Annotated in this window: 13 protein-coding genes; all 13 read left to right on the forward strand. The window is 69.6% G+C overall.

Annotated elements, in window-relative coordinates:
• Window positions 1-2 precede the first annotated feature (2 nt).
• The 13 genes from OG422_RS21775 to OG422_RS21835 all read left to right on the forward strand — a co-directional run bounded on the left by OG422_RS21775 (window position 3) and on the right by OG422_RS21835 (window position 12,677).
• Window positions 3-650 (forward strand): L-threonylcarbamoyladenylate synthase, encoded by a 648-nt coding sequence (locus OG422_RS21775; RefSeq protein ID WP_143940220.1) that lies wholly within the window; start codon window positions 3-5, stop codon window positions 648-650.
• On the forward strand, window positions 647-1,378 hold the full coding sequence (locus OG422_RS21780; protein WP_405744578.1) for a protein-tyrosine-phosphatase: 732 nt from the start codon (window positions 647-649) through the stop codon (window positions 1,376-1,378). The genes OG422_RS21775 and OG422_RS21780 overlap by 4 nt, the downstream gene beginning before the upstream one ends.
• A gap of 220 nt (window positions 1,379-1,598) precedes the next feature.
• Window positions 1,599-2,930: a serine hydroxymethyltransferase gene (gene glyA / locus OG422_RS21785; RefSeq protein ID WP_143940221.1), complete on the forward strand. Its 1,332-nt coding sequence runs from the start codon at window positions 1,599-1,601 to the stop codon at window positions 2,928-2,930.
• A gap of 141 nt (window positions 2,931-3,071) precedes the next feature.
• A complete protein-coding gene (locus OG422_RS21790) occupies window positions 3,072-4,415 on the forward strand; it encodes an MraY family glycosyltransferase (protein ID WP_143940222.1) in 1,344 nt (447 codons plus the stop codon).
• 302 nt (window positions 4,416-4,717) lie between these two features.
• Complete coding sequence (locus OG422_RS21795; RefSeq protein WP_143940223.1) at window positions 4,718-5,155, forward strand: hypothetical protein; 438 nt, start codon at window positions 4,718-4,720, stop codon at window positions 5,153-5,155.
• Between the two features lie 279 nt (window positions 5,156-5,434).
• On the forward strand, window positions 5,435-6,232 hold the full coding sequence (gene atpB / locus OG422_RS21800) for a F0F1 ATP synthase subunit A (RefSeq protein WP_143940242.1): 798 nt from the start codon (window positions 5,435-5,437) through the stop codon (window positions 6,230-6,232).
• 76 nt (window positions 6,233-6,308) lie between these two features.
• Complete coding sequence (gene atpE, locus OG422_RS21805; protein WP_143940224.1) at window positions 6,309-6,551, forward strand: ATP synthase F0 subunit C; 243 nt, start codon at window positions 6,309-6,311, stop codon at window positions 6,549-6,551.
• A 47-nt stretch (window positions 6,552-6,598) separates the two neighbouring features.
• The gene (locus OG422_RS21810; RefSeq protein WP_143940243.1) at window positions 6,599-7,162 is read left to right on the forward strand and encodes a F0F1 ATP synthase subunit B; all 564 of its coding nucleotides are present in this window, start codon (window positions 6,599-6,601) and stop codon (window positions 7,160-7,162) included.
• Window positions 7,159-7,974 carry a F0F1 ATP synthase subunit delta gene (locus tag OG422_RS21815; RefSeq protein ID WP_143940225.1) on the forward strand — a complete coding sequence of 272 codons (816 nt, stop codon included), beginning with the start codon at window positions 7,159-7,161 and terminating at the stop codon, window positions 7,972-7,974. The genes OG422_RS21810 and OG422_RS21815 overlap by 4 nt, the downstream gene beginning before the upstream one ends.
• A 214-nt stretch (window positions 7,975-8,188) precedes the next feature.
• Window positions 8,189-9,781: a F0F1 ATP synthase subunit alpha gene (gene atpA / locus OG422_RS21820; protein WP_405744584.1), complete on the forward strand. Its 1,593-nt coding sequence runs from the start codon at window positions 8,189-8,191 to the stop codon at window positions 9,779-9,781.
• Between the two features lie 20 nt (window positions 9,782-9,801).
• A complete protein-coding gene (locus OG422_RS21825) occupies window positions 9,802-10,725 on the forward strand; it encodes a F0F1 ATP synthase subunit gamma (protein ID WP_405744587.1) in 924 nt (307 codons plus the stop codon).
• A 5-nt stretch (window positions 10,726-10,730) separates the two neighbouring features.
• Entirely contained in the window at window positions 10,731-12,185 is a 1,455-nt protein-coding gene (gene atpD, locus OG422_RS21830; RefSeq protein WP_143940228.1) for a F0F1 ATP synthase subunit beta, read from the forward strand.
• A 108-nt stretch (window positions 12,186-12,293) separates the two neighbouring features.
• Window positions 12,294-12,677 carry a F0F1 ATP synthase subunit epsilon gene (locus OG422_RS21835; RefSeq protein ID WP_018087383.1) on the forward strand — a complete coding sequence of 128 codons (384 nt, stop codon included), beginning with the start codon at window positions 12,294-12,296 and terminating at the stop codon, window positions 12,675-12,677.
• Window positions 12,678-12,745: the final 68 nt, after the last annotated feature.

The raw sequence follows: 12,745 nt of genomic DNA on the forward strand, positions 1-12,745 counted from the left end.
AAATGGCACGGCGATACGACTGCAGCGACGCGACCGACCGCGCGACCGGTCTGCGTGAGGCCGCGTCGGCCGTCCGCCGCGGCGAGCTGGTCGTTCTGCCGACCGATACCGTCTACGGCATCGGGGCCGACGCGTTCAGCGCCGACGCCGTCGGCGATCTGCTGGCGGCCAAGGGCCGCGGCCGCGGTATGCCCTCGCCGGTCCTCATCGGCTCGCCCAACACCCTGCACGGCCTGGTCACCGACTTCTCCGAGCAGGCGTGGGAGCTGGTCGACGCGTTCTGGCCCGGCGGTCTGACGCTCGTCGCCACCCACCAGCCGTCGCTGACCTGGGACCTCGGCGAGACCCGCGGCACCGTCGCGGTACGCATGCCGCTGCACCCCGTCGCCATCGAACTCCTCACCGAGTTCGGCCCGATGGCGGTCTCCAGCGCCAACCTCACGGGACACCCCTCCCCGCAGGACTGCGACGCCGCCCAGGAGATGCTGGGCGACTCCGTCTCCGTCTACCTCGACGGCGGCCCCACGCCCGCCGCCGTGCCGTCCTCGATCGTCGATGTCACCGGCCGCATCCCGGTGCTGCTGCGCGAGGGCGCCCTCAGCGCCGAGGAGCTGCGGAAGGTCGTGCCCGAGCTCGAGGTGGCCAATTGATGGCGCCCCTGGGGCGCGGCATAACGGGGCCCGGCGAGACCGCCTTCCCGTCGGTGCCGCCGTCCGGCTACGCCGCCGCCGTCCAGGCCCGCACCGCGGCGCCGGTCGCGCCCGCCCGCTTCCGGATCCTGCACGTCAGCACCGGCAACGTCTGCCGCTCGCCGATCACCGAGCGGCTGCACCGCCACGCGCTCGACCTGCGGCTGGGCGGTGCGGGCAGCGGCGGCCTGGTGGTGGAGAGCGCCGGTACCTGGGGCCATGAGGGCGCGCCCATGGAGACGCACGCCGCGACGGTCCTCGCCGACTACGGCGCCGACCCGGCCGGGTTCCTGGGCCGCGAACTGCTCGATGAGCACGTCATCCGCGCCGACCTGGTCCTGACCGCCACCCGCGACCACCGCGCCCAGGTCATCTCGATGGGCCACTCCGCGGGCCTGCGCACCTTCACGCTGAAGGAGTTCAACCGGCTGGTGCGGGCGATAGACCCGGCCACTCTGCCGGAGCCCGACCCGGAGCTGCCCGACTGCGGCCTGGTCGAGCGGGCCCGCACCCTGGTCGGCGCCGCCGCCGCGCTGCGCGGCTGGCTGCTGGCGCCCGACCCGGAGTCCGACGAGGTCTACGACCCGTATGGCGCCCCCATCACCTTCTTCCGCTCCATCGGCGACGAGATCAACCAGGCCCTGGATCCGGTGGTCACCGCCCTCACGGGGGTTCCGGCGCGGGCGTAGGGGGTGCGTGCGGGCGGGCACCTGGTGGGTGCCGGCGCTCGCGCTCCTGGCTCGCCGTACGCCGGCCCATCCGTGGCCCTGGCCCGCCCTCGTAGCCGCCTCTCCCGGCCGTCTCCCGCCCCCGTGGCGAGGCTCGTACGCCCGGGCCCCGCCGCCGCGCCCGATCGCTGCACCGCGCCTACATTGGACGTGAGTCCCCGCACGAGGCCCGGAGCGCGCCATGTCCGCCACCACCGCGTCACCCCGCAGCACGTCACCGGCCGACACGCGCCCGGGCACCTCGCCGGGCCCCGGAACGGCTGCCGACGCCGGGGCGTTCCCGGCGGATTTCGCGGCGCTGGCCGCCGCCGACCCGGAGATCGCCGGGGTGCTGGTCGGCGAGAGCGCCCGGCAGAGCGAGACGCTTCAGCTGATCGCCGCGGAGAACTTCACCTCGCCCGCGGTCCTCGCCGCCCTCGGCTCCCCGCTCACCAACAAGTACGCGGAGGGCTATCCGGGCGCCCGCCACCACGGTGGCTGCGAGATCGTCGACCTCGCCGAGCGGATCGCCGTGGAACGCGCCAGGGCCCTTTTCGGCGCCGAACACGCCAACGTCCAGCCCCACTCCGGGTCCTCCGCCGTCCTGGCCGCCTACGCCGCCCTGCTGCGCCCCGGAGACACCGTTCTGGCCCTGTCCCTGCCGCACGGCGGACACCTCACCCACGGCTCGCCCGCCAACTTCTCCGGCCGCTGGTTCGACTTCGCCGGATACGGCGTCGACGCGGCCACCGGCCTCCTCGACCTCGATGAGGTCCGCGCCCTGGCCCGCGAGCGCCACCCCAAGGCCCTGGTCTGCGGCTCGATCGCCTACCCGCGCCATATCGACTACGCCGCCTTCCGCGACATCGCCGACGAGACCGGCGCCTACCTCATCGCCGACGTCGCCCATCCCGCCGGGCTGATCGCCGGGGGAGCGGCGCCCAGCCCGGTGCCGTACGCGGATGTCGTCTGTGCCACCACGCACAAGGTGCTGCGCGGGCCGCGTGGCGGGATGATCCTGTGCGGTGCGCGGCTCGCCGAGCGCATCGACCGGGCGGTGTTCCCGTTCAGTCAGGGCGGCGCGCAGATGAACTCCGTCGCCGCCAAGGCCGTCGCGTTCCGCGAGGCGGCCACCGACGCGTTCCGCGGCTACGCCCGGCGGACCGTCGCCAACGCCCGCGCGCTCGCCGCCGCCCTCGCCGACCAGGGCCTGACGCTCGCGACCGGCGGCACCGACACCCATCTGATCGTCGCCGACACCGCGCCGCTGGGCCTCGACGCCGGGACGGCGCGGGGGCGGCTGGCCGCCGCCGGGATCGTCCTCGACACCTGCGCGCTGGCCTGCCCGGACGGCACGGCCCGGCGTACCGGCATCCGCCTGGGCAGCGCGGCGGTGACGACGCAGGGGATGGGCGGGGCGGAGATGGCGCGGATCGCGGAGCTGATCGGGGCGGCGCTGCGCGGGGACGCCGCGGTCCGCCCGCGCACCGCAGCGCTCGTCGGCGGTTTTCCGCCGTATCCCGGCCGGAACTGATCGGGAACCGCGTACGGCCCCCTTCCGTCACACTCCGCGGGGACGGTGACGGACGTCCGTCACCCGGCAGCCCGCCACCTGTGTGTACGGCGTGGTCGTGGACCCGCATAGGGTGTGGGGCTGTGATGGCCAGCTATATCTGTGGGGCAGCCCGTGCGTGAATACCTGCTGACGCTGTGCGTCACGGCCGCGGTGACTTATCTGCTGACCGGCCCGGTGCGCAAGTTCGCCATCGCGGCCGGGGCGATGCCGGAGATCCGGGCCCGTGATGTGCACCGCGAGCCGACTCCCCGGCTCGGCGGCATCGCGATGTTCGGCGGGTTGTGCGCGGGCCTCCTGGTGGCCTCCCATCTGACCAATCTCAAGAGCGTCTTCGCGGACTCCAACGAACCGCGTGCCCTGCTCTCCGGCGCCGCGCTGATCTGGCTGCTGGGCGTGCTGGACGACAAGTGGGGCGTGGACGCGCTGGTCAAGCTCGGCGGCCAGATGGTCGCCGCGGGCGTGATGGTCCTCCAGGGTCTGACGATCCTGTACATCCCGATCCCGGGCGTCGGCACGTATCTGCCGTCGCCGACGCAGGGCACGCTGCTGACCGTCGCACTGGTCGTCATCACCATCAACGCGGTGAACTTCGTCGACGGTCTCGACGGTCTCGCCTCCGGCATGGTGTGCATCGCCGCCGCGGCGTTCTTCATGTACGCGTACCGCATGTGGTTCGGCTACGGCATCGAGGCGGCAGCCCCCGCGACGCTGTTCTCGGTGGTGCTGATGGGCATGTGCCTGGGCTTCCTGCCGCACAACCTGCACCCGGCGCGGATCTTCATGGGCGACTCCGGGTCGATGCTGATCGGCCTGGTGATGGCGGCCGGAGCGGTGTCGGTGACCGGTCAGGTCGACCCGGACCTGCTCAGCCTGAAGACCGGCGGTATCCGCGAGGCGACGCACTCGATGGTGCCGGTCTACATCCCGCTGCTGCTGCCGCTGACCGTCATCGCGGTGCCGGTCGCCGACCTGATCCTGGCGATCGTCCGGCGCACCTGGAACGGCCAGTCGCCGTTCGCCGCGGACCGCGGACACCTCCACCACCGGCTGCTGGAAATCGGTCATTCCCACAGCCGCGCTGTCCTGATCATGTACTTCTGGTCGGCGCTGATCGCGTTCGGCGCGGTCGCGTACTCGGTCAACAACGCGAGCATGTGGATCGTCCTGGGCATCGTGCTGCTGAGCGCGGTCGGGCTGGTGCTGCTCCTGCTGCCGCGGTTCACGCCGCGGGCGCCGATGTGGGCGCAGCGCATCGTGCCGCCGCGCTACCGCAGGGTCGTTCGCCCGGAGACCGGCGAAGCCGCCGCGGGGGAGTCGGCCGAGGGCGTGCGGGGGGAGCGGGACGAGGCGCGGGAGGCGGTCGCCGCGGGGCTGCACGGCGCCACCGCGATCGGCGAGCGGTCACGCTTCGTGGAGCGTCGCCGGGCGGACAGTCACCGCTGAAACTCGTGTGTGACGCCGCTGATGTCCGTCAACTGCATCGCTAAATCGGGTGACTTGGCCCTATAGCAGACAAAGTGCCGCCTGTCGCTGCACCAACGCGCGGGGTCACGCTCACGTGTGACGGGCGGCACACGATAGAGGTAAAGACCTCATCAAATAGTTTGTGATACCGTTCACGAGACTCGGCGACAGAGCCGAAGGTCCCTACAGTGCGGGGCCTTTGGGCTCAGCAGGTTCTTCCGCCGCCCGGGTCTACGCTCGTCCCTGACGAACACACCCCCACCCCTTGCCGGAGCGCCGCCATGCAGTCGAATGACGCCCGACTTCTCGTCCATGCCCTCGTGCCCACGCTTGCCGCCGGCGTCGTCGCCGTCGCGGTCAGCGCCGCGCTCGTCGGTGGCGCGGGGGCCGTCGGTGCCGTGATCGGCACCCTGTTGGTGGTTCTCGTCATGGGAGCGGGACTCGTCGTCCTGCAGCAGACCGCGAAGAATTACCCGCAGCTCTTCCAGATGATGGGCCTTCTGCTCTACTCCGTGCAGATCCTGCTGGTCGCGGTCTTCCTGCTGACTTTCAAGGACACAACGCTCTTTGATACGAAGGCATTTGCCTTCACGTTGCTCGGCGCCACCCTCGTGTGGATCGCTGCACAGACCCGCGGTCACATGAAGGCGAAGATTCTCTACGTGGACCCTGACTCCGCAGAGGCGAAGAAGGCGGAGACGGCGGGGTCGCCGACGTGACACGTAGGGCCGGAATAAAAGCCCGATCACGGGCCTGCTATCGTCCGGTGCCAACTGCGGCACAGTCGGCGCAGGCGGCTGAGCACCCGAGTTCCACGAGCTGGAGCCGGTGGGCCTCGTGGCCGATGCCTGCGATCCGACCCGGCCCAGCGCCGAGACGCCGCCCCCTATTCCGCAAGACCAGTCCAGTGCCGCTCCGTGGCTCAATGCCGCGCCGACACAACGAGGTTGCCGTACCCATGCGCCACGCTGAAGGAGCCCGCGGTGAGTGCTGAAACGATGCTCGCCTTCGACACGGAGTGCCACCTTTTTATCCCGGGGTGTGGCTTCGAGGCCCCGGGCCTTCATTCGTTCGTCTTCGAACCGCTCTTCACCATCGGCGGCTTCAATTTCAACAAGCCGATGCTGCTGGCTCTGCTGAGCACGGTCGTCGTGGTGTGGTTCTTCTGGGCCGCCTTCGGTCGCGCCAAGGTCGTGCCGGGCAAGCTCCAGATGGTTGCTGAGGCGGGTTACGACTTCGTGCGCCGCGGGCTCGTGTACGACGCGCTCGGCAAGAAGGAGGGCGAGAAGTACGTCCCCTTCATGGTCTCCCTGTTCTTCTTCGTGTGGATCATGAACCTCTGGTCGATCATTCCGGTCGCCCAGTTCCCGGTGACCTCGGTCATCGCCTTCCCCGCGGGTCTGGCCCTGATGGTCTGGGTCCTGTGGATGTTCCTCACCTTCAAGAAGCACGGCTTCGTCGGCGGCCTGAAGAACATCACCGGCTACGACAAGTCGCTGGGCGCGGTCCTGCCGCTCCTGATGATCATCGAGCTCTTCTCGAACGTGCTCATCCGGCCCTTCACCCACGCGGTGCGACTCTTCGCGAACATGTTCGCGGGCCACATGCTCATCGTGATGTTCACCATCGCCAGCTTCTACCTGGCGAACGGCTTCGGCTTCGTCTACGCGGGCGCCTCGTTCGTGATGACCATCGTGATGACCGCTTTCGAGCTGTTCATCCAGGCCGTCCAGGCGTACGTCTTCGTCCTCCTGGCCTGCAACTACGTGCAGGGCGCGCTCGCCGAGCACCACTGAGCACCCCGCCTCCCCATACCAACAGACGTCCGGTGGCCAACCCCCACCGGTCCTTGAAAGAGAAGGAAGAACCGGCATGTCCGCTCTCCAGACCCTCGCCTCCGCAGACGCGTTCACCGGCAGCGCCAGCGCGATCGGTTACGGCCTGGCCGCCATCGGCCCCGGCGTCGGCGTCGGCATCATCTTCGGTAACGGCACCCAGGCCCTGGCCCGTCAGCCCGAGGCCGCGGGCCTGATCCGCACCAACCAGATCATGGGTTTCGCCTTCTGTGAGGCGCTCGCCCTCATCGGCATCGTCATGGGCTTCGTTTACAAGTAAACGAAACGCACCGACGATCCCCTTAGACGGAAGGCATTGACGTGACCCTGGTCAGCCTGGCGAGTGAGGTCGAGGTTCCCGAGAACCCGCTCATCCCGCCGATCCCAGAGCTTGTCATCGGCCTGATCGCCTTCTTCATCGTCTTCGGTTTCCTCGCCAAGAAGCTCCTTCCGAACATCAACAAGGTTCTGGACGAGCGCCGCGAGAAGATCGAAGGCGGCATGGAGAAGGCCGAGGCCGCACAGGCCGAGGCCCAGCAGGTCCTGGAGGACTACCGGGCCCAGCTCGCCGACGCCCGCCACGAGGCCGCGCGCCTGCGCCAGGAGGCGCAGGAGCAGGGCGCGACGCTCATCGCCGAGATGCGCGCCGAGGGCCAGCGGCAGCGTGAGGAAATCATCGCTGCCGGTCACGCCCAGATCGAGGCCGACCGCAAGCAGGCCGCGCAGTCCCTGCGCCAGGACGTGGGCAAGCTCGCCACCGACCTGGCCGGCAAGCTCGTCGGCGAGTCCCTGGAGGACCACGCCCGGCAGAGCCGGACCATCGACCGCTTCCTCGGCGAGATCGAGGCCAAGGCGGCGTCGGAGACGACGAAGGCTGAGGCCGGCCGATGAACGGAGCGAGCCGCGAGGCACTCGCCTCCGCACGCGAGCAGCTCGACGCGCAGACGGACAACGCGTCCGTCGACGCGACGAAGCTCGCCGAGGAGCTGGCTGCCGTCACCGCTCTGCTCGACCGCGAGGTCTCGCTGCGTCGGGTCCTGACCGACCCGGCGCAGTCCGGCGAGGCGCGGGCCGAGCTGGCCGACCGGCTGCTCGGCACCAAGATCGGCGGTCCGGCCGCCGCCCTGGTGTCCGGCATGGTCCGGTCCCGCTGGTCGCGTTCGCGTGACCTCGCCGACGCGATGGAGGAGCTGTCCTACAGCGCCGACCTCGCCGCGGCACAGCGGTCCGGTCGGCTCGACGACGTCGAGGACGAGCTGTTCCGGTTCGGCCGGATCCTCACCTCCAACGGCGAGCTGCGCCGCGCACTGACCGACCGCAACGCCTCGGTCGCCGCCAAGACCGAGCTGGTGACCACGCTGCTGGGCGGCCGGGCCAACCCGGTGACCACGCGCATCGTGGGCCGGCTCGTGGCCCAGCCGCGAGGCCGTAGCCTGGAAGCAGGGCTCGATGCCCTCTCCAAGCTGGCCGCGCACCGACGCGACCGCGTGATCGCGGTGGTCACCACGGCGGTGCCGATGGACGAAGGACAGCGCACGCGCCTCGCCGCCGCGCTGGCCGCGGTCTACGGACGGCAGATCCACCTGAACCTCGACGTGGACCCCGAGGTCCTCGGCGGTGTGCAGGTCCGGATCGGCGACGAGGTCATCAACGGGAGCATCGCGGACCGCCTCGACGAGGCGGCACGGCGGATGGCCGGCTGACCCAGCCACCAACTCAAGAGCTGCACCACCGGTGACAGAGCACCGGCACCGACGGGCCGGACCGAGAGGTCCGGCCGCGGCCGGGAGCCCGCGCCGGGAGACAGCACAAGCACGACGGCGGCCCGAGTTGGGCCGTAGGCGGAAACCCCCTGGGGACGTAACCCCAGACCCCCGCAAGTAACTTCGGGCCCAACAAGGAGAGCAGGGAACCCAGATGGCGGAGCTCACGATCCGGCCGGAGGAGATCCGGGACGCGCTGGAGAACTTCGTCCAGGCGTACAAGCCGGACGCGGCCTCGCGCGAGGAGGTCGGCACGGTCAGCGAGGCCGGTGACGGCATCGCGAAGGTCGAGGGCCTTCCCTCGGCGATGGCGAACGAACTGCTGAAGTTCGAGGACGGTACCCTCGGTCTCGCGCTGAACCTCGAAGAGCGCGAAATCGGTGCGGTCGTCCTCGGCGAGTTCAGCGGTATCGAGGAGGGCCAGCCGGTGCAGCGCACCGGTGAGGTGCTCTCGGTCGCCGTGGGCGAGGGCTACCTCGGCCGCGTCGTCGACCCGCTGGGCAACCCGATCGACGGCCTCGGCGAGATCGAGTCCGAGGGCCGCCGCGCCCTGGAGCTGCAGGCTCCGGGCGTCATGGTCCGTAAGTCGGTCCACGAGCCGATGCAGACCGGCTACAAGGCCGTCGACTCGATGGTCCCGATCGGCCGTGGCCAGCGTCAGCTGATCATCGGCGACCGCCAGACCGGCAAGACCGCCCTGGCCGTCGACACGATCATCAACCAGCGCGACAACTGGCGCTCGGGCGACCCGAAGAAGCAGGTCCGCTGCATCTACGTCGCCATCGGCCAGAAGGGCTCCACCATCGCGTCCGTGCGCGGCGCGCTGGAGGAGGCCGGTGCCCTGGAGTACACCACCATCGTCGCCGCCCCGGCGTCCGACCCGGCGGGCTTCAAGTACCTGGCGCCCTACACCGGCTCGGCCATCGGCCAGCACTGGATGTACTCCGGCAAGCACGTCCTGATCATCTTCGACGACCTCTCGAAGCAGGCCGACGCCTACCGCGCCGTGTCCCTGCTGCTGCGCCGCCCGCCGGGCCGCGAGGCGTACCCGGGTGACGTCTTCTACCTGCACTCGCGTCTGCTGGAGCGCTGCGCGAAGCTCTCCGACGAGCTCGGTGCCGGTTCGATGACGGGCCTCCCGATCGTCGAGACCAAGGCGAACGACGTGTCGGCGTTCATCCCGACCAACGTCATCTCCATCACCGACGGTCAGTGCTTCCTGGAGTCCGACCTGTTCAACGCGGGCCAGCGCCCGGCGCTGAACGTCGGTATCTCGGTCTCCCGTGTCGGTGGCTCCGCCCAGCACAAGGCCATGAAGCAGGTCTCCGGCCGTCTTCGTGTGGACCTCGCCCAGTACCGCGAGCTGGAGGCGTTCGCCGCCTTCGGTTCCGACCTGGACGCCGCCTCGAAGGCCCAGCTGGAGCGCGGTAAGCGCATGACCGAGCTGCTCAAGCAGGGTCAGTACGCTCCGTACCCCGTCGAGAACCAGGTCGTCTCCATCTGGGCCGGCACCACCGGCAAGATGGACGACGTGCCCGTCGAGGACATCCGCCGCTTCGAGCGGGAGCTCCTGGACCACCTGGGCCGGGAGAAGAAGGACCTGCTGGTCAGCATCGTCGAGGGCGGCAAGATGTCCGACGACACCATCCAGGCGCTCACCGATTCCGTCGCCGCCTTCAAGCAGCAGTTCGAGACCTCGGACGGCAAGCTTCTCGGTGAGGACGCTCCGGTCAGCACCGCCAAGTGACGACGGAAGGGACCTGATCCATGGGAGCCACGCTCCGGGTCTACAAGCGTCGCATCCGCTCCGTCACCGCGACCAAGAAGATCACCAAGGCGATGGAGATGATCGCCGCCTCGCGCGTCGTCAAGGCGCAGCGTCAGGTGGCGGCATCGACGCCGTACGCGAGTGAACTGACCCGCGCGGTGACAGCGGTTGCCACCGGCTCGAACACCCAGCACCCGCTCACGACCGAGGCGGAGCGGCCGACCCGCGCCGCGCTGCTGCTCATCACGAGCGACCGCGGTCTGGCCGGCGGCTACTCCTCCAACGTCATCAAGGCCGCGGAGCTGCTCACCGAGCGGCTCCGGGCCGAGGGCAAGGAGGTCGACGCCTACATCGTCGGGCGCAAGGGCGTGTCGTACTACGCCTTCCGCGAGCGGGCGGTGCAGGAGTCGTGGACCGGCTTCACCGACAGCCCGACGTACGCCGACGCCAAGGCGATCGCCGCACCGCTGATCGCCGCCGTGCAGAAGGACACCGCCGAGGGTGGTGTGGACGAACTCCACATCGTCTTCACGGAGTTCGTGTCGATGATGACGCAGACGGCGCTCGACGACCGGCTGCTGCCGCTCAGCCTCGGTACCGCCGAGGGCGAGCAGGAGGAGCCGGCGAAGGGCGGGGAGATCCTTCCCCTCTTCGAGTTCGAGCCCTCGGCGGAGGACGTCCTCGACGCCCTGCTGCCGCGGTACGTCGAGTCGCGGATCTACAACGCGCTGCTCCAGGCCGCCGCCTCGAAGCACGCCGCCACGCGGCGCGCGATGAAGTCGGCCACCGACAACGCCGAAGAGCTCATCAAGTCGCTCTCGCGGCTTGCCAACGCGGCCCGCCAGGCCGAAATCACCCAGGAAATCAGCGAGATCGTCGGTGGCGCCAGCGCCCTGGCCGACGCGACCGCGGGGAGTGACTGACAACTATGACCACCACTGTTGAGCCGACCGCCGCGTCGGGCGTGGCCGCAGGCCGCGTCGCGCGGGTCATCGGCCCGGTTGTCGACGTGGAGTTCCCCGTCGACGCGATGCCGGACATCTACAACGCGCTGCACGTCGACGTCGACGACCCTGCCGAGCAGGGCACGACCAAGACGCTGACCCTTGAGGTCGCCCAGCACCTGGGTGACGGCGTCATCCGGGCGATCTCGATGCAGCCCACCGACGGTCTGGTCCGCCAGGCCGCGGTGACTGACACCGGTGCGGGCATCACCGTGCCCGTCGGCGACATCACCAAGGGCAAGGTCTTCAACACCCTCGGCGAGATCCTGAACAAGCCCGAGGCGGCCGCCCAGATCACCGAGCGCTGGCCGATCCACCGCAAGGCCCCGAGCTTCGACCAGCTCGAGTCCAAGACCGAGATGTTCGAGACCGGCGTCAAGGTCATCGACCTGCTGACCCCGTACGTCAAGGGCGGCAAGATCGGTCTGTTCGGTGGTGCCGGTGTCGGCAAGACCGTTCTGATCCAGGAAATGATCTACCGCGTGGCCAACAACCACGACGGTGTGTCGGTGTTCGCCGGTGTCGGTGAGCGCACCCGTGAGGGCAACGACCTCATCGAGGAGATGACGGACTCCGGCGTCATCGACAAGACCGCGCTGGTCTTCGGTCAGATGGACGAGCCGCCGGGCACCCGTCTGCGCGTCGCCCTGGCCGGTCTGACGATGGCGGAGTACTTCCGTGACGTCCAGAAGCAGGACGTCCTCTTCTTCATCGACAACATCTTCCGGTACACCCAGGCGGGTTCCGAGGTCTCCACGCTGCTCGGCCGTATGCCGTCCGCGGTGGGTTACCAGCCGAACCTGGCGGACGAGATGGGCCTCCTCCAGGAGCGCATCACCTCGACCCGTGGTCACTCGATCACCTCGATGCAGGCGATCTACGTCCCCGCGGACGACCTGACCGACCCGGCGCCGGCCACCACCTTCGCCCACCTGGACGCGACGACCGTTCTGTCCCGTCCGATCTCGGAGAAGGGCATCTACCCGGCGGTGGACCCGCTGGACTCGACGTCCCGCATCCTGGACCCGCGGTACATCACGCAGGAGCACTACGACTGCGCTTCGCGCGTCAAGACGATCCTGCAGAAGTACAAGGACCTTCAGGACATCATCGCGATTCTGGGTATCGACGAGCTGGGTGAGGAAGACAAGCTCACCGTCTACCGCGCCCGTCGTATCGAGCGGTTCCTCTCGCAGAACACCCACGTCGCGAAGCAGTTCACCGGCGTCGACGGTTCGGACGTCTCGCTCGACGAGTCGATCCACGCCTTCAACGCCATCGCGGACGGCGAGTACGACCACTTCCCCGAGCAGGCCTTCTTCATGTGCGGTGGCATCGAGGACCTGGAGAAGAACGCCAAGGAGCTGGGCGTCTCCTGACCCCGGCTTCGGCACCGGGGGCGGCCCTGGCCGCCCCCGGCCCGTACGACCACTAGTATTTGACCCAACATCTGCCGGACCCGGCAGGTGGAGACCCGAGGAGCCATCGTGGCTGAGCTGCACGTCGAGTTGGTCGCAGCGGACCGGCAGGTCTGGTCCGGTGAGGCCAGCCTGGTCGTCGCGCGCACCTCGTCGGGCGACATCGGCGTCATGCCCGGACACCAGCCGCTGCTCGGCGTGCTGCAGTCGGGCCCGGTGACGATCCGTACGACCGGCGAGAGCGGGGACGGTACTGTCGTCGCCGCGGTGCACGGCGGCTTCATCTCGTTCGCCGACAACAAGCTGTCTCTGCTCGCAGAGATCGCCGAGCTGTCGGACGAGATCGATGTCCAGCGCGCGGAGCGGGCACTGGAGCGAGCGAAGTCGGACGCTGACGCGGCCGCCGAGCGTCGCGCCGATGTCCGGCTGCGCGCGGTGACGGGCGTTCACTGAGCCCCGTCACCGACGAGATCGATCCTCAGCCGCGGGCTGCCCGGAGACTTCCGGAGCGGCCCGCGGCT

Origin of the sequence: Streptomyces sp. NBC_01525, from assembly GCF_045040405.1 — a bacterium.
GTDB lineage: Bacteria > Actinomycetota > Actinomycetes > Streptomycetales > Streptomycetaceae > Streptomyces > Streptomyces benahoarensis.